This window comes from Algibacter sp. (assembly GCF_039977455.1).
GTDB lineage: Bacteria > Bacteroidota > Bacteroidia > Flavobacteriales > Flavobacteriaceae > Algibacter_B.
Genome location: NZ_JBDWDG010000028.1, coordinates 24,525 through 44,064 on the forward strand (window position 1 = coordinate 24,525; position 19,540 = coordinate 44,064).

General features: G+C 33.9%; 10 protein-coding genes. 7 read left to right on the plus strand and 3 right to left on the minus strand.

What is annotated here, in order from left to right:
* Positions 1 to 14 precede the first annotated feature (14 nt).
* The 3 genes from ABJM36_RS13315 to ABJM36_RS13325 all read left to right on the plus strand — a co-directional run bounded on the left by ABJM36_RS13315 (position 15) and on the right by ABJM36_RS13325 (position 4,722).
* Positions 15 to 1,211 (plus strand): putative glycoside hydrolase, encoded by a 1,197-nt coding sequence (locus ABJM36_RS13315; RefSeq protein WP_348451988.1) that lies wholly within the window; start codon positions 15 to 17, stop codon positions 1,209 to 1,211.
* Positions 1,202 to 2,779, plus strand: coding sequence for an arylsulfatase (locus tag ABJM36_RS13320; protein WP_348451989.1), 1,578 nt, complete (start codon positions 1,202 to 1,204; stop codon positions 2,777 to 2,779). Before ABJM36_RS13315 ends, ABJM36_RS13320 begins: the two co-directional genes overlap by 10 nt.
* 80 nt (positions 2,780 to 2,859) lie before the next feature.
* A complete protein-coding gene (locus ABJM36_RS13325) occupies positions 2,860 to 4,722 on the plus strand; it encodes an arylsulfatase (protein ID WP_348451990.1) in 1,863 nt (620 codons plus the stop codon).
* Positions 4,723 to 5,528: 806 nt separating this feature from the next.
* Here ABJM36_RS13325 and ABJM36_RS13330 read toward each other — a convergent pair.
* The 3 genes from ABJM36_RS13330 to ABJM36_RS13340 form a co-directional block, all read right to left on the minus strand.
* Positions 5,529 to 7,346 (minus strand): alpha-L-fucosidase, encoded by a 1,818-nt coding sequence (locus ABJM36_RS13330; RefSeq protein WP_348451991.1) that lies wholly within the window; start codon positions 7,344 to 7,346, stop codon positions 5,529 to 5,531.
* Between the two features lie 267 nt (positions 7,347 to 7,613).
* Entirely contained in the window at positions 7,614 to 9,245 is a 1,632-nt protein-coding gene (locus ABJM36_RS13335; protein ID WP_348451992.1) for a RagB/SusD family nutrient uptake outer membrane protein, read from the minus strand.
* Positions 9,246 to 9,305: 60 nt separating this feature from the next.
* On the minus strand, positions 9,306 to 12,488 hold the full coding sequence (locus tag ABJM36_RS13340) for a TonB-dependent receptor (protein WP_348451993.1): 3,183 nt from the start codon (positions 12,486 to 12,488) through the stop codon (positions 9,306 to 9,308).
* 405 nt (positions 12,489 to 12,893) lie between these two features.
* Between ABJM36_RS13340 and ABJM36_RS13345 the strand changes: the two genes are divergently transcribed.
* The 4 genes from ABJM36_RS13345 to ABJM36_RS13360 are packed head-to-tail and all read left to right on the plus strand — an operon-like array spanning position 12,894 to position 19,532.
* The gene (locus ABJM36_RS13345) at positions 12,894 to 14,423 is read left to right on the plus strand and encodes an alpha-L-fucosidase (RefSeq protein WP_348451994.1); all 1,530 of its coding nucleotides are present in this window, start codon (positions 12,894 to 12,896) and stop codon (positions 14,421 to 14,423) included.
* A 16-nt stretch (positions 14,424 to 14,439) separates the two neighbouring features.
* Positions 14,440 to 15,639 (plus strand): putative glycoside hydrolase, encoded by a 1,200-nt coding sequence (locus tag ABJM36_RS13350; RefSeq protein ID WP_348451995.1) that lies wholly within the window; start codon positions 14,440 to 14,442, stop codon positions 15,637 to 15,639.
* 30 nt (positions 15,640 to 15,669) lie between these two features.
* On the plus strand, positions 15,670 to 17,607 hold the full coding sequence (locus tag ABJM36_RS13355; protein WP_348451996.1) for a sulfatase: 1,938 nt from the start codon (positions 15,670 to 15,672) through the stop codon (positions 17,605 to 17,607).
* 26 nt (positions 17,608 to 17,633) lie between these two features.
* Positions 17,634 to 19,532, plus strand: coding sequence for a sulfatase (locus tag ABJM36_RS13360; RefSeq protein ID WP_348451997.1), 1,899 nt, complete (start codon positions 17,634 to 17,636; stop codon positions 19,530 to 19,532).
* Positions 19,533 to 19,540 lie beyond the last annotated feature (8 nt).

A 19,540-nucleotide genomic window follows, 5' to 3' on the forward strand; every position in this document is an offset into this window, starting at 1 on the left:
GTTACAAGCTTAACATGAAAAAGGCAGTTTTATTTATCACTTACTTACTTTTAGTAATCGTTTTTAGTTTTTGTGCAACAGCACAGAAATCTTATGTGTTAAGTGATGGAAGTACTTTTGAAAATAAGACCTTTTACCCTAAATTTAGCTGGGATACAACGCCTATGTATTATATGTTTGGCGACCCTAAAAGAGTATTGCTTCTAGAAGAAGTAGAACAAATAGCCTCAAAAACAGATTTTATTTGCATAGAAAAATCGCATGGACTTGAACAATTAGGTGCTGCAGAACTAGGGGCAAAGCATGATGTTGAAGCTTTTAAGAAGGTAAAGCCCGAGATGAAAGTCCTTTTTTATTTTAACTCCGCTTATGCATGGCCTTTTACGTCCTATAATAAAGCTTTTACCAAAAATAATATAGATAAGCATCCTGAACTTAAAAAATTTCTGATATTTGACTCGGAAACTAATGCGTTGGCCCATCGTAAAAACACCTTTTTTTTCGATGTTTTAAATCCAGAGTTTCGCGATTGGTGGGTAAATACCGTTGCGACAGGAGTAGAGTTTTCTGGTGCCGATGGCGCTTTTATAGACCAGATGCACGGATTTTCATGGTTGCGTAAAGATAAGGTTAAAGAAGTGCAAAAGGCTATGGGAGACATGATGGCGGCTTTAAAAGACAAGTTGGGTCCAAATAAAATAGTGTTGGGAAATAATGCAAATACTAAAGCGGCTCGATATGTTTTTCCTAGTATTGATGCTAACATGTTTGAACACTATGGAAATGCCTTTTTAAGTAAAGAAAAATTACTGCAAGATTGGGAGGATATGCTCCGTATAGCTAAAGCAGGAAAAATGTCTATATTCCGTATTGGAGTTGAGTATGATAGTGATGCTGAAGAAAAAAAGGATTTTTACAAAGGCAGGTTAAGGAATGAAAGATTTGCAGTACTTTCGAAAGAAAAGTTAGAATACTATCATGCCTGCTATTTAATAGGAGCGCAACCGTATTCGTATTTTCAGTATGGTTGGGGCTGGCAGCTGGCACATGGATCATTATTAGATTATCCAGAATTTCAAAAACCATTAGGAGAACCAAAAGGACCATATACAAGAACAATTCCTGATGGGTGGGAATTTACCAGAGAATTTGAACACGCATCCGTATGGGTAAATTTAGATAAGAAACAAGCCAAAATCGATTGGAAATAATTAAAGAGATTAATTTAAAGCGACGTATGTGTAGAAATAACCGAACCACTTTATTTTATGTAATAGTATGTGCATTCGTTTTTACTTCTTGTGCTCAAGAAAAGTCTAAAGAAACAAATAAAGAACCTAATATTATTTTTATTTTGGCAGACGATTTGGGCTATGGCGATATTTCGAGCTATAATGAAAACTCTAAAATTCAAACAGCCAATATTGATAAATTAGCGTCACAAGGTGTTATGTTTACGGATGCTCATACCAGTAGTGCTGTGTGTACACCAACTCGATATGGCATCTTAACAGGACGATATAACTGGCGATCAACTTTAAAAAAAGGAGTGATAAAAGGCTTTAGTAAGGCATTAATTAAAAAAGATAGAAAAACGATTGCAAGTGTATTAAAAACAAAAGGCTATCAAACTGCAGCTATTGGAAAATGGCATTTAGGTTGGGATTGGGCTAATATTGATGCAGGAATGTCTGAAGTAGATTATTCAAAAAAAATAAAAAATGGACCAACAACAAACGGGTTCGACTATTGGTTTGGGTTTAATGGATCGTTAGATATGGCGCCTTATGTTTGGGTAGAAAATGATCTTCCAACTATGATTCCTACCAAATACACCAAAAATACGGGGCAAAAAATGTGGCGTAATGGACTTACTTCTGATGATTTTGTTCATGAGGAAGTGTTACCAAAAATCACTGCTAAAACAGTCGATTATATTACGGAAAACGCAAATAGTAATGCACCGTTCTTTCTGTATATGCCATTGCCTGCACCACACACACCAATTTTACCTACGGACGCGTTTAAGGGAAAAAGTGGTTTAGATAATCCTTATGGAGATTTTGTATTGATGGTTGATTGGGTTGTTGGAGAAATAATGAAAACTCTTGAAGAACAAGGTATCGCAGAAAATACAATATTAGTTTTTACTAGTGATAATGGCTGTTCTCCTCAAGCAAATTTTAAACAATTAGAAACTAAAGGACATGACCCTAGTTATGTTTTTAGAGGGCATAAAGCTGATATTTTTGAAGGTGGACATCGCGTTCCTTTTATTGTGCGCTGGCCGTTAAAAGTGAAATCTGGTAAATCAGATCAGTTGGTTTGTACTACAGATTTTTTTGCAACAGTTACCGATGCCTTAGCAATGGATATTGAAGATAATGTAGCAGAAGATAGTTTTAGCTTTTTGCCAGCTTTAAAAATAAAATCAAAGGCAGCTGTTAGAGAAAGCATCGTTCATCACTCCATAAATGGATCTTTTGCTTACCGAAAAGGCAATTATAAGGCTATCTTTTGTCCGGGTTCTGGTGGTTGGAGCTTTCCAAAGATTAATACAGATCAAGCTAAGGGATTACCAGAGTTTCAACTTTACAATTTAAAAAATGATATTGCGGAAACGAATAATTTGCATAGTAAAGAACCTAAATTGCTAGAGCAGTATAGAAATGAATTAGCACAAATTGTTTTAAAAGGTAGAAGTACGGAAGGAGCAGTCCAGGAAAATGATGGTGAGAAAAGATGGCCTCAGTTAAAGTGGGCCCGCGGTATAGATTAGAATTTTTTTTAGTCAGGATTACTATCAAATAAAAACATTTAAAAAACAGAATTAAACATCAAATCAAATACAAACTAATTATGAAGCAAACACATTTTTATAAATTTCTTGGAAAAGGCATTTTTAAGAGTTATAACTCAATCTCTTTTTTCTTGTTTTTAGCCATACCAATCTTACTTTTATCTTGTAAAGAAAAGCAGGATAAAGAAAAAACAGAAACTCAAGAAAGCCAACCTAATATTGTGTTTGTAATTACGGACGACCAAGGTTATGGCGATTTGGGACATACAGGAAATCCAATTATAAAAACACCTACTATTGATAAATTTGCGACTGAGTCTGTAAGTTTAACTAACTACCATGTGGGTACCACTTGCGCACCAACACGAGCAGGTTTACTAACAGGAAGAAACTGTAATAGAAATGGTGTTTGGCACACTATAATGGGGGCTTCGATGTTAAATAAAGAAGAAAAAACCTTAGCAGATGTGTTACAGGGTAATGGCTATAAAACAGGTATGTTTGGTAAATGGCACCTCGGTGATAATAGTCCGTTTAGACCACATGAAAGAGGTTTTGATGAAGCATTTTACCATGGTGGTGGAGGTGTTGGGCAAACACCAGACTATTGGAATAATGATTATTTCGACGATTCTTATCACAGAAATGGTGTTCCAGAGAAAAAAGAAGGCTATTGTACAGATATTTGGTTTGATGAAGCTATGCGTTTTATTGAAGATAAAAAAGAAGAGCCTTTCTTCTGTTACTTGAGTTTAAATGCACCACATGGTCCTTATAATGTGCCAGAGGAATATTATAATATGTATAAAGATGAAACAGCTATTAGTGAAAAGCAAAAGCGTTTTTATGGCATGATTACTAATGTTGACGATAATTTCTCAAAGTTGTTAAATAAACTAGAAACTTTAGGTATAGCAGAAAACACCATCATCGTGTTTACAACCGATAACGGTACTGCAAGAGGCTATAAAGTAGACGAAAAATCAAAAAAGTTATTAGGTTATAACGCTGGTATGCGAGGTACAAAAGGAAGCGAGTATGATGGCGGCCATCGTGTGCCTTTCATTATAAGATGGCCAGATGGTGGTTTAACTGGAGGTAAATCCTTAAACAGTTTGGTGGCACATGTCGATATGTTACCAACACTAACAAAACTTATTGGTCAAGAGTTTACACCAACAAAAACCATGGATGGTACAGATGTAAGTAGCTATTTATTAGGAAAAGCCGATGCGCCTAAACGTTACTTAGTTACAGATACTCAGCGTGTACCTTGGCCTATAAAGGGTAAAAATAGTTGTGTTATGGATGATGAATGGCGTTTAATTAAAGGAAAAGAACTTTATAATATTACTGAAGATCCAGGGCAAAAGAACAATATAGCTAGTGCTCATCCTGAAAAAGTTGCAGAAATGAATGCTTTTTATGAAACCTGGTGGGCAGATGTAATTAAAGAAACTAAATTTTCTGTGATTGAATTAGGAGTAAATGATATGGATGTTCTTACTTGTCATGATGCGCGTACTATAGATTTTTATCCACCATGGAATCAACAAATGATTCGTGCTGGAAAACCAATGGAACCAGCACCGTTTACTGTTAATTTTGTAAAGGCTGGGAAATATAAGTTTCATTTAAGACGTTGGCCTGTAGAAAGTGGATTAGCACTTGGAGCAGCAATAAAGGATGGAAAACCTGCTACCTCACATACAGAAGCTATTGTTGATGGAAAATCTATGAAGTTTTCAAAGGCCTATTTAAAAATAGGGGATAAGCAAGTTGAAGCTAAGGTCGATAATAATCTTGGAGCTACAGTGCTTGAGTTGGATGTTGCGGAAGGCGAAACAGAGTTAACTGCTTATTTTGATATGGAAGATGGTACCCCGTGTAATGCGTTTTATATTGATGTACAAAGACTATAACCATTATTAAATACATAATTAATGCCTGTAAAACTTGATGTAAGTTTTACAGGCATTTGTTTTAATGGAAAAGAATTCGCTGTATGCTTGTATCGTTTTTTTGCTGAAATGAGTATGCCTGATAAATTGGAAGATTAATGAGTTTATCCAAAATTTTGTGTTTTTGAAAAATTATTTCAAAATGCATAGGTTAAGATAATATAGGTTATAACCCTGCTACCGCACGAATCCTTTCGTGTGGTCATCTATAATTAACCCTCAAACAATACACCAAGCATCAATTTCTAACCCTTTGTTTTTCTGGCAATACTCCAAACTATCCAAAAATAAGTCCGGGTATTCATTTCATGTAAATACATCTAACCAACCAACAACAGCAAAATCTATGAAGCATAAACGTTCTAGATTATGGAATTTATAATTTTTGCTCATTGTTACTTCTTTATTGGTTTATCACAAAAATATAAAGATTAGGTTTTCATTAAGGAAATTTTAGTTTTATCAAGAAACTACACGAAAGGATTCGTGCGGTAGCGGAGGCGGATTAATATCGTCTATTTTTTGTTTAATAATCTTGTTACTTCGTAATTCTAAAGGTTTGTTTTCAGGTTCATCTTACTCTTTAATACAACAAAAAAAACTATACTTATGTAGTATAGTTTTTTGTTAGTACAATTAAATAGGAGCGCTGTCAGAGAATAGAGAATACTTTTAATAAAAAGAGCAGCCTATTATTCTAGTTTAGAATAGGCTGCTCTTTTTTTATATTATGCACATTAGAAATGAGCACTAGGAGTGAAGCTTAATTAATCATTTATAGGTCTTAACGCTATAGATTTTAAACTAGCTGTATCTCTATCGCCTTCTACTAAAGTGGTTGTTAAAGTGTGTTTACCTGGTGTTTTAAATTCTAAAATCCCCATGTTGTAAAACACATATTTCTCGGTAGCTGCTTGTTGGTTTTGGACCATAATGCCTTCACCTGTTGTCGTTTTCCAAACTAAACGATTGGTACCTTTGTAAGCCAAATCTAAATAGTAATATCCTGCTTCTTTTACGTCGATGGTCCAAGTTATTTGACCGTTTTCTTCCCAGTTTCCAACTTGATTGGCATGTTTCCATTCTCCAAACTTTTCCATCCAACGTTTGTTTTCTTGTGTGGCATTGCTAACGGTACCAAACTCAGTAATTAATTCGGTTTCTGTATTAGGGTAGATTCCTAATGCCGTGTCTTCAGCAATTATTTCGTCTCCGTTTATTATGTTTGTTTCAACTTCAATAATTGAAATTAAATGATCTGGAGCTTTAAAAGGTACATTAAAAGTAACCCAATTATCTTTCCCCTGATTGAACTCAATCTTTTGATCTTTAGCTTCAGGATTTAGAATTTTAGCCGATTTAATTTTAGTTTTTAAACCAGGTAAATACAATTTACCATCAGTAGGCCATTCTGAAACTGCTAAATACATGGTGTTACCTTTTGTAGTAACATCTCCCCAAGGTAATTTGTAATCCCATGGCGAAGCTCCTGCAGCATATACCACCTGAGGATATCTTTTTAACCAAGTACCTGTTTCTCTTAAAAACTCAGCGCCAATTTCTGGAACAATTCCTAATTCATTAGGACCAACATTAAATAAATATGAGCCTCCTCGAGCTACGGTTTCCACTAATCTACCTAAAATGACTTTCGGGCTTTTAAAATTATTATCATACCACGCGTAAGACCATGAGTCATTATTAGTATCACAGGTTTCCCATAAGCCTTCAATGCGTTTTGTTGGCACTTCCATGTCGCCAACACTAGCATAATCGCCTAAACCATATCCAACACGACTACACATCATCGCTTTTGGTTGTAATTCTCTAACCATAGCAGCTAATTCAACAACGTATTTTTCTTCCATATCACCAGGTGTATCAAACCAAACAAAGTCGATATCGCCATAGTTAGTACAAATCTCTTTTACCTGAGGTTTACATTTATTATAGAAGTAATCTTTAAAAGTGGCTTCATTTCCATCCTCATCGGTTTTAGGACCTCTTGTTCCTCCAGGAGCCGTCCAATCTTGATTGTGCGAATAATAAAATCCGAAGCCTAAACCTAATTCATGACAAGCATCTGCCAACTCGTGCATTGGGTCTCGTCCAAAAGGTGTAGCATCTACAATATTAAAATCACTTACTTTAGAGTCGAACATAGCAAAACCTTCATGATGCTTACTAGTAATTACAATGTATTTCATTCCAGCATCTTTAGCTAATTGAGCTATTTTTTTGGCATCAAAACCGGTTGGGTTAAAATCATTTGCAATCTGCTTATAATCTTTAACAGGTATTCCTGCCATTCTAGGGTTCATAATCCATTCGCCAATGCCATAATATGTTTTGTTATCCCAAACACCTCCTAGGTTAGAAAACAATCCCCAGTGGATAAACATTCCAAAATTACTTTCATCAAAAAACTTTGCTTTCCCGCTTTTTAAAGCGTCTACAGATACTTTTGTTTCGCCCCACATTTCTTCCATGCCTTTATCTTTTTTCTCTTGAGAGAAAGTTGTATTAGAAATGCATACTACTGAGGCAGCTAACAGAATAAACTTATTTATTTTTTTAAAATTCATGTTTTTAACTTTTAAAAATTACCACTTATTAAATAACGACTTACTTTTTAAGTATATGTAAAAGGTTTTCTACTACAAAGGTATCATTACAGTACCTAAAAGTACTTTCTCTATTCTTCCATTATCTTGCTCAATTAGTGTTTTATCCCTTTAAATCACTAGGTTTTTATGTTTTTTTTTAGTTTTAAGGAAAATGATATTCAATAAAAAAGCCCTGATTTTACTTTTGTAAAAAACAGGGCTTTTTTTAATACAATACTTTAGCCATTAATAGCCTTCATTTTGTATCCACCCATATTTTAAGTTGATTTCCAACTGGGCTTGAGGAATTGGCCATAACCATTCGTTGTCTGGCCATAATATTTGTCCAGTAAAATCAATATGTGCTGTTGATAAATCCTTAAATGATCCTTGTTCAGCCGTCCAAATAATATTGATGTTTTCTGTTGCGGTTGTTAGTCTATCGGTACGGATTAAGTCAAACTTACGCTTGTATTCTCCTGCAAACTCGCATCGTCTTTCTTTATAGATGGCAGCTCTAAAATCGTCTTGAGACAGGTTTGACGTTAAATCATCTAATCCAGCTCTATTTCTAATTCGATTTACAGCATCATATGCTTCGCTATTAGGAGCTCCATCCGCTTCATTTTGGGCTTCAGCATATATTAATAAAGCGTCGGCATATCTATATAATATGGTATTATTTCCTGCATATCTAAAATCTGAGCCTTCAACAGCTGTTAATACATCTATATCCACAAATTTTCTATACATAGGTTGTGTAAGAAAGATATCTCCACTAGACGTATCGTATCGTGTCAAGATGTTAAAATCTCGTCTTTCGTCGCCATCTTGAAATTCATCATATAAATTTGGTGTTGGTAAATAGATTCCTGAATTGTTTGTTCGAGGAAATGATAGTTCTTCTATTGTAGCTGTATTATTTAAATTATTACCGTCTTTATCAAACAATTCGGGTACAGCATTTGCATTATTTCCCCAATAATTTCTACCATCATTTGCCGCTCGTCCTTCTCTAGTCATCCAATTTCCAATACCATCAATTGGAAGATAAGAAATCTCTAACATGGACTCTACAGAAAACTCATTGCCTTTTTCCCATGCAACACCGTATGCAGGAGCAGTAGAAGAGGCCTCAAGATTTAATGTGTTTGGTGAATTTTCTATAACATCTTTAGCCATATCCCTAGCCAAAGCATAGTTACTTTCATCTCCAGTAACAAATACGCCAGTAGACGTGCGTCTTGTTCCTGCTCTTGTTAAATACACTTCAGATAAAATTAATTTAGCTGTCCATTTGGTGATATGACCATCATGTAAACCTTCTGAACAATGTTCTGCTGCAAATAATAAATCTGGAATAATAATCTCATCATAAATTATATCTACATCTGATCTTTGAACTTTAAAATCACTTCCTTCAACAATAAAAGGTACATCGCCATAGGCTCTTACCAAATTGTAATAATAGAAAGCTCTTAAAGCTCTAGCTTCTCCAGCAATCAAATCTATCACCTCTTGATCTATAGTCATGTCTTTTACATTGGATAACACATCATTCGCTCTACCAATACCAGTCCACCAATCGAAATAAACATTACCAGCGCTTTGATCATTATTAAACAATTGAAAGGAAGGCGACACTGTATGGCTTGCCATAGGTACAGTCCAAGAATTGCTACTTTTTTTACTAACAACGTCATCGGTATATAAATCGATACACATCCACCATCTAGAGTAAACATTACGCATACTGGCGTAAACACCATCTACGGCATTTCTAGCATCACTTTCTGTATTATAAAAACTCTCTGCAGCAATAAGTGTTTTAGGGTCTTCTTCTAAGAAATCACTACAAGAAACAATTCCAAGTGACATTAAAAAAATTATAGTTATATGTTTTAAATTACTTTTCATAATTAAATATCTTTTATTGTGTTAGAATCTTAATTTTACACCTACTCTTACAGTTCTTCCTAAAGGATAACCTCCTTTGTCATGTCCGATAGCTTTTGTAGACGAACCTCTTAAAGACACATCTGGACTATACCCGGTGTAATTTGTCCAAGTGTAAATATTGGTTGCGGATGCAAATACTCTAAACGCAGAAACATTTAGTTTTGCTAATATAGTATCGGGTAGTGAGTATCCAATAGTCATGTTTTGTAAACGAAGAAAAGAACCATCTTCTATGTATCTTGAACTATATATACTCGCTCTGTTTTCCGAACTGCTCACTCTAGGAAACACACTACTAGGATTTTCTGGAGTCCATCTTTCTAAAGCAATAGCTAGAGCTTGTCGATCTGAAAACTCTAATAACCTCATATTTTGAATTGCTACAATATCTTTACCTATTTGAGAATCAAAGAAGAACGAAAAATCTACTTTACCTATTTTAAACGTATTAGTGATTCCAAATGAAACATCCGGTTGAGCACGTCCTATAACTTGTCTATCCGCTTCATTAAAATCACCACTGCCATCTAGATCTTCGTAGAGTTGTTCTCCTGGTCTTTGTTTTAATTCGGTATGTGTTACGCCTTTATCAAAACCTTCAACAAAGGTATAGTCTCCTTTTGAAGGGTCTTGATTGTACAATGCTATTTGTTCATCAGGTGTTAACCCTTGAAATTCTACAAAATCATCAAACTGAGCAATACCTGTGGTTTTGTATCCATAAAAAGCACCAACTTCCTCTCCAATAATTAAACGTTGTGTTCCTCCTGAAATATATCCTGGATCCCATCCACTCGCAATATAATCAGATCCCATATCTGTGATCTTTGTTTTTCCTGTTCCTACATTTCCTCTAAAGGTCCAAGAAAAATTATTGTTTTTCACGATACGTGCTGTGATATCAAATTCCAAACCTTCTGTTTGTAATTCCCCAAAATTCTCAGTATAAGTACCAAATCCAGATTGAATAGCGATAGCATTGTCTGCAAACAATAAATCTTTTGTTTCTTTTAAATAATATTCAAAAGATCCTGTTATTCTGTTTTTTAACAAGCCAAAATCTACACCTAAGTTTAATTGACTCGTGGTTTCCCAAGTTAGGTTGTCATTTGGAAGCTGATTAGGGCTGTAATATGTTGTGGCACTTTCATTAAATCCTGTTAACCCCGTTTCGTATTGATTTAAAGATTGGTACGGTTTAATGGCTTGATTTCCAGAATATCCAAAACTAGCACGAAACTTTAATTCATTTAAAAAATCTACATTCCTCATAAATTTTTCCTTAGTCAACTTATAGGCAATTGCGGCTGCAGGAAAAAAGGCCCATTTGTTATTTGCAGAAAACTTAGAAGACCCTTCGTATCGACCTGTTAACGTAAATAAGTACTTACTTCCAGGACTGCTATAGTTTACCCTACCAAACCAAGAAGATAAATTATTAGCTGAATACGTTATGCGATCAGGATCATTAAATGTCGCTGTTTCTGGAGCATAATACGATAATAAATCATTTGGAAACCCAAAGTTTGAAATGGTTATATTTTCCGTTTCAGAAGTTTCTAAAGATTGTCCAAGTAAAGCCGTTACTTTATGTTTACCAAATCTGGCTTTATAATTTAATGTATTTGTAATGGTAGAACGTGTGGTTCTTGCATTTGAAAGTTTAGATTTACCACCTTCAGAAAAGCGTCCTAATAGGTCATTTTGATAATAACGTTTTTCGGTATTTCTATTTTGATGTGATAAAGCTGTATTAAAGATAAGGTTATTAGTCAGTTTATAGTCTAATTTTAAACCCCCTCTAAATTCGGTTAATAAATTATTATAGTCATTAGCCAACAATGAAGTTACTGGAGAAAATCCATCAAGAAGGTCAATATCATCTTCTTCAACTTCCTCATATTTATCATAAGGCGCCGCATTAAAGGCACGCTTTAGTGCACTTGTAGATCCTTTAGTATCATTATCCTTAGTATTAATTCCTTTTTGATTAGAAGTAACATGGGCATAATTAAGCGTAAGTCCTACTTTTAATCTTTCCGATACATTTCCTCTTACACTAGCCTTTGTTGTTATCCTATCTAAATCTGTACGATCTACAATACCCTCAGCATTTAAAATACCTGTAGAAATCATATAATTAAGATCTTTATTACCACCACTAAAAGTAACATTTGTGGTAGATGATGTTCCCGTTCTAATAATAGCATCTTGCCAATTTGTTGATTTTAATAATCCTACACGAGCAGAATCTAAACGTGTAACTGGTATTTCACCAGGATCTAGTACAGCAGAAATCGATCCAGTTGCGTTTGCTTTCGCTTCATCTTTTAAAATGGTGTATTCATTAGCGTCTAACAAGTCAATAAAATTAGGGATTTCTATTATAGAATAACTGTGATCAACCGTTATAACACCTTTTCCTTCCTTGCCTTTTTTTGTTGTAATTAAAATAACACCATTTGCACCCCTAGACCCATAAATTGCCGTAGAAGACGCATCTTTAAGTACTTCTATCGATTCAATATCAGATGGGTTTATTAATGACAGAGGACTAATTTCAGAACTTTCCATATCCTCATTTCCCATTCCCAAACCAGGAGCAGAAGTGTTATCTAAAGGAATTCCATCAATAACATATAAAGGTTCACTGCTACTTAAAGAACTAAGCCCTCTAATAGTAATAGACGCTCCAGAACCAAGTGCTCCAGAAGCTTGTGTAACATTAACCCCTGCTGCTTGACCAGACAATGCTTGCTCTATACCAACTGCACCAATTTTATCAATTTCGTTTGCTTTAATAGAGGATACTGCACCTGTTAAGTCACTTTTCTTTTCAGTACCATAACCAATTACAATAACTTCATCCAGTGTGGTATCTGTTTTTACCAACGTAACGTTAATGGTGTTTTGATCTGCTATTTTTATCTCTTTGGTCTCCGTTCCTAAATAAGTAAAGATTAAAACGTCGCCCGTTTTAGCGCTTACTGCGTAGTATCCATCAAAGTCGGTCACTGCACCTCTAGAAGTACCTTTAACTAATACGGTTACACCTAACAAAGGCTGTCCTGTTTCGTCTTTAACACTTCCTACTATATTTTTCTCTTGCGAAAAAACGTGGACACTAAGTATAAGAAGAAAAATGGTTAGAATTTTTTTCATATTTAATTATAGTTTAATTAGTTTTTGCTAAAGTAATTTATATGCCTAAAAATAGGTTTTCTGTATTCGCTCAATTCTTTGCTCATTTTAAGCAATTGATTTATAATAAGGGATTACGAGGTTTTTTAGCTAAAAACAATTTAAATTGTTTGTTTTTTTAGGGTTTAGTTAAGAATAAACTTTTAATAAAAATTGGTATTCGCAAACTTAGTATTGTTTTTAATACTTTAGTAATTTAATACCATTTAAAATTGGCTAGTTACTTATAACCTATGGTTTAGGTGTAAATTTGGTTTTTATTTATTTCATTACATGGTTGAATATGGCAAGCTTTTGACTAAAAAGAGAAAATAGGTTTTATAGTTTGTTGTTAATTTTATCAAATAAATATAATAATATCATTCCATGTTTAAAATTAAATATTTAATAGCTTATGTGCTTTTGGTTACTTCGCTGTTTTCTTTTAGTCAAAATGAACTAAAGCCTCATGGATATAAAACTATAGAACCAAATTGGGAGTCTATGGCTAAAAATTACCAAGTGCCTGAATGGTTTCAAGACGGCAAAATTGGTGTTTGGATGCATTGGGGTATTCCGTCTTCAATTGATGAGAATAGACCCGAAGATGGTTCGCATTATGGCAGACGCATGTATGGCGATCAAGATTATGATGCTCGAAATGAACCAGACCGATTGCGGACTGTAAAATTATCTGAATGGCATGCTGAAAGATATGGAGCGCCTTCTGAATTTGGTTACGAAAAATTTATATCAGATTTTAAAGCTGAAAATTTTGATGCTGATGCTATTGTAAAGTTTGTTAAAGAATCTGGCGCACGTTTTATAATGCCAGTAGCAACCCATCATGATAATTTTGATATGTATGATTCATTCTTTCCTTGGAATTCGGTAAAGATGGGGCCAAAAAAGGATATTCTTAAAGAATGGAAGGATGCTGCAATTAAACACGATTTAAAATTTGGAGTATCCACACACTTATATTGGTCACCGCGTTTTTTTAGAACGGCTAGAAAATTTCAACAAAAAGGGACTCCAGAATGGGAGTTGTTTAACATGGATTATGATACCTTTAAATTTGCTAGTCAAGATAGCTGGAACGCACACTGGTATAAACGCTCTTGGGATTTAATTGAAAAATATGATCCAGATATGTTTAATAACGATTCGCCTTATCCGTCAATAAAAACAGGGAAAGGCTTGGGGGTTAAACTTTTTTCTGATTATTTGAATAGAGATTTAAAAGAGAATAACGGAAAACAGACTACCGTCTTATCTTTTAAAAACACCAAAGAAAATAAAGCGGCATTTACCTATAATTTGGAAAGAGGAATGTTTGGCGAGCAACAAAAGCATCCATGGATTTGGGCAACCGATTTATCTGGAAGTTGGTTTTACCGAAAACATTCGTTTACCAAAATGTCTCTTGATGTTTTAATTGGTAATGCATTAGATGCTATTAGTAAAAATGGTGTTGTGATGATTAATATTGCTTTAAAAGGCGATGGCACAATTCCTAATAATCAAATAACAATGCTAAGTGACTTTGGCGCCTTTGTAAAGATTAATCAAGAAGGTATTTACAATACCAGACCTTGGAAAACTTTTGGTGAAGGCCCTCTTGAAATTGTGACTAAAAGAGCTGGGGAGAATTTAAAACAATTCTCTGAAAAAGATATTCGCTTTACAACAAAAGATGGAAATCTTTTCGCTTTTGTGTTAGCGCCACCAACCCAAGCTATTGTGATTAAAACATTAAAAAATGGAGGGGTTTTAAATGAAAAAATAAAGAAGATAGAATTACTAGGCAGTCCTGAAAAAATTAGTTGGACACAAACTACTGAAGGTTTAATAATAAAATGCCCTAATAATATGCCTAACCAACCGGCTATAGGATTTAAAATTACATTAAACTAAAATATTGCCTTACATTATGAAAAACTATATAATTATATTTTTAGCTGTAGTAACTATTTGTTTGGGTTCTTGTAAATCTCAAAAAGATACAGTTGTTCAGAAGGTAAGTAATACAGCGAGTTCTATTTTACCAGAATTTTCATGGAATACTATGCCTTTGTATATGCATCTTCGAAAAGATACCGAGTTTACTAAAGAGGAGCTAAACTATTTGGCAAAATATCCATTGATTACCTTCGAGAAAACAACAGGAAGTAAAACTTATGGTTCTACTGAAGCCGGTGTTATTAAAGCGGCAGAAGCGGTTAAAAAAATAAATCCAAAAGCTAAAGTACTGTATTATAAAAATGTAGTTATTAATTGGCCTAGTTATAAAGAAGATGAAGCATTCTTAAAAAAGCACCCAGAAGCATTTTTGGTTGATTCTAAAGAAAAAAAGGCTTTAATGTCAAATAATAAAACAGGATTTTTTGATTTGTCTCAAGAAACGGTACGTTCATATTGGTTAGAGCATGTAACCAAAATGGCTAATAATCCGGCTATTGATGGTTTGTTTTTGGATGCCAATATTAAAGTGTTGGTTCCAAGTTTTTTTAAGAGTAGAGTGGGGACTGAAAAACAAAAAGCTGTTGAAGTAGGATATTTATCTATGATGGAAACCTTAAATAGTAGGTTAGGTAAGGATAATTTGTTAATTGCAAACATGTTAAGGGTGCGACCAGAATTTAAAGATGTAGGTAGAGAATACTTAAATTTTTTTACAGGTTCTTACTTAGAAGGTTTCGAACATGAAAGTTTTGGCATGACTTATGAAGATTACCTAGCAACAGGCATTGAAGCTGTTCAAACATCGGCAAGAGAAGGAAAGGTTATTGCCATGTCTTTGGGTATAGGTAAAGCCTTAAAAAATGCAGAAATAGGAATTGACGACACTAGACAAAGAATAACAGACAATGAAGATTTATCAGAACGATTAGATTATTTGTTAGCGATATTTTTAGTTTGTGCAGAAAAGTACAGCTACATCTACCCGCACGATGGTTACGGTGTTAAACAGTCTATGGTGTGGTTAAAAACATTTCCTCAGTACGAGAAAAAGTTAGGAGCACCAAAAGGTTATGCAAAAAAAGAAGGTTATGTATATACAAGATCTTTTGAGCACTTGGATGTTGTTCTAGATATCAAAAACAAAACAGCAACATTAAATTGGAAATAAAAACTAATAAAGATTAATACAACTATATAAATGAAAACAATGCACTCTTTTTTTATGATACTTTTATCAGTATCCCTTTTTTCTATTCCGGTTCAGGGTCAGAAAAAAGGAAATGCTATTAAGCCAAATATCATTATTTTTTATGTTGATGATTTAGGTTGGCAAGACACCCAATTAAATAATTTAGACGAACCAAGCCCATGGGATACTCCCAACATTACAAAACTAGCAAATGAGGGTATTAACTTTACCAACGCGTATTCTCCTGCACCTACTTGCGCACCATCTAGAGCTGCAACACTTACTGGTTTGCATCCAACTAAAACAGGCGTAACTCATGTAAGTGGAGGAAGCATTCCTGAACCTACTGGACGTTCTAATTATTTGGCTCCGTTTTATCCTGCAGGAATAATGCCGGAAAACTTTACCATTGCAGAAGCGTTAAAAATGAATGGGTATAAAACAGGGCATGTTGGTAAATGGCATGTTGGAGGCCTTAATATTCAAAAATCTACCAACCAAGGTTTTGATTTTGCTTATGAATCTAGAGGAGCACACCAAGGTCCTAAAGGAGATGTAACGCGTTTAACTGAATTTGCTACACATGCCAGTAATGATCGTTATCAATTGAGTACCGAAAAATATCCTCCTTTTACAAAAGATGCTCCTAATGGAATTTCGTACCCTAAAGACATGGTTACAGAAAAAGCACTTGAGTTTATTACTAAAAGTAAAGACGAGCCTTTCTTTTTATATTTAGCACATTGGTTGGTACACGCGCCTATTCACACCAAAAACAAAGAATTATTACAATATTATTGTGATAAATTAGGAATCGATTTTCCAACAAAAAACATCCCTATTAAAACAGGCGGACAAACAAACCCTTTTTACGGATCTATGGTAACTACCTTAGATTGGAGTTTAGGTCGTGTGGTAGATTTGTTAAAGAAAACAGATGATCCAAGAAACCCTGGCAAAAAATTATATGAAACTACCTATATTATTTTTTCTTCTGATAACGGAGGGGTAGAAAAAGCAAATGGAGATATTGTTACAGACAACTTTCCTTTAGATCAAGGTAAAAAATATGCGCAAGAAGGAGGTATTAGAGTACCTATGGTTATTGCTGGTCCTAATATTCCAAAAGGAAAAACAAAAGATGTATTAATCAATCAATTAGACTTTTTTCCTACACTTTTAAACATAACAGATAGTAAAATTCCTGCTGAATACAGTTCAGAATTAGATGGGTTAGATATCTCAAATGTTTTGTTTAATAATGAAAGTGTTGTAAAAAACAACAAAGGAGAAACAAGACAAGATTTATGGTGGCATTTTCCTCATAATACAGATACGCAAATGCAATCTGCTATAAGAAGTGGCGATTATAAATTGTATAAAAACCATATTAAAGGTAATTACGAATTATACAGATTGTACAAAAACGGAAAAAGAGCTGATTTAGAAGAAAAGTTCGATATCGCTAAAGAAAATCCGAAAGTTGTAAAGGATTTATCTACAAGATTAGAAAAATATCTAAAAGATTATAATGCTCAATATCCTTATAAAAGTCCGGTAACTCCTAAAAGAGGTACCGCTTTAGAAAACGTAGATGCTATTCCTGTAATTAACAGTGATACTTTTGATGCAGCAACCCGTAAAGTTGTTGTTACCTTAGAAAAAGGAAAATCTAACGTAATAGAAGGTTATGCATTGATAAAAATTGCCAACAAAGGAAGCAGAAAAGGAAAGCACTCTACAACTTTTATAAAAGCGCCTGTAGAAGCTAGCAAAAATAATTTAGAATTCACATTTACGGCTCCAAAAGATATTATTGAATATGGTGTTATTTTAATTGATGAAAATAGATTTATGGTTAAAAGTAAATTTCATCCATTAGAAGTAGCTAATACCGTTAAAAAGAATAAGAAAAACAGAAAAAACAAAAAGAACAACAATCATTAGAAAATAGCGTATAAACAATATTTAATATGAAAAACAAAAAAAGTTTTTTAGGGGTATTACTTATTTTACTATTTATTTCGAATGTTATAAATAGTCAAAATAAAAGTGATTTAATAAAACCCAATGTCATCATTTTTTATGCTGATGATTTGGGTTGGCAAGACGTAGAATTAAATGATTTAGATGAACCCTGTGCTTGGGACACGCCAAATATTGCAAAACTAGCAAAAGATGCTATGAATTTTACCAATGCATATTCTGCTGCACCAACTTGTGCGCCATCTAGATCTGCTCTTTTAAGCGGTCTACATCCTGCAAAAACAGGAATTACAAATGTAACTGGAGGAGGAATTCCAAAACCTCATAGAAATTCAAAATTTATTAGTCCTTTTTTTCCTGAAGGATTAATGCCAGAAAACTTTACCATTGCAGAAGCTTTAAAAATGAATGGGTATAGAACAGGGCATGTTGGTAAATGGCATGCAGGGTCTCTTGAAATTCAAAAATCTAGCAATCAAGGTTTTGATTTTACACACGAATCTAGAGGAGCACATCAAGGACCTAAAGGTGCTAATAACCGTGTAAATTATTTTGCAACGCATGATAAAAACGACAAGTACCGTTTAAGCGAAGAAAAATACTTTCCTTTTACCAAAGAATCTCCTAATGGAATTTCATATCCAAAGGACGAGGTGACTGAAAACGCCCTAAAATTTATTAAAGAAAGTAAAAACGAACCTTTCTTTTTGTATCTAGCACATTGGATGGTGCATTACCCAATTCATACAAAAAACAAAAAATTATTACAATACTATTGTGATAAATTAGGCATAGAATTTCCGAAAGAAGATGTGCCAATGACTGCAAAAGGACAGAACAATCCTTATTTTGGAGCGATGGTTACTACTTTAGACTGGAGTTTAGGACGTGTGATAGATTTACTAAAGAAAACAGACGACCCTAGAAATCCTGGTAAAAAATTATACGAAACAACCTACATCTTTTTTTCTTCTGATAACGGTGGGGCTGAACAACGTAGAACCGAAATTATGTCTGACAATGCACCTTTAGACAAAGGAAAAAAATATACCGAAGAAGGTGGTATTAGAGTTCCAATGCTTATTTCTGGACCAAAGATACCTAAAGAGGAAACAAAAGATGTTTTAATCAATCAGTTAGATTTTTATCCAACTATTTTAAATCTTACCCAAAGTAAAATACCTGCTAAATATAGCACTGATTTAGATGGATTAGATATTTCTAACGTTTTGTTGCAGCATGAAAATGAAGTCAAAAAAGATGGAAAAGTAAGAGAAGATTTGTGGTGGCATTACCCTTATGGAGACAATTCTAAAAACCAATCGGCTATAAGATCTGGAGATTATAAATTGTATAAAAACTTTGAAAATGGTACGTATGTATTGCATCGTTTGTATAAGGATGGAAAACGATATGATTTAGAAGAAAAATACGATATCGCAAAAAAAGAACCTAAAATAACGAAAGCATTATCTGATAAATTAGAAAAATATTTACAAGATTATAACGCTTCGTTACCTTATAAGAGTATAGCGAATACTAAAGATGCTTCTGAACAAGAAAATATAGCAGCGGTACCAACTATTACAACAGATTCTTTCGACGCTAAATCTCGAGAAGTGACCATTGAATTAGAAAAAGGAAAATCTAAAGTAGATGAAAGCTATGTGCTTATAAAAATAGGAGACCCTATTAAAGTTAAAAAGAACGGGAAGAAAGCTAAGCAAGGAAAACATTCAACAACCTATATAAAAGTGCCTGTAGATGGCGATAAAAATAAATTGAACTATACAGTAACTATTCCTGAAGGAGCTAAGGAGTATATTTTTATTTTAATTGATGAAAATAGATATATGGTTAAAGGTAAACTTCATAAAATCAATTAAAGGAATAG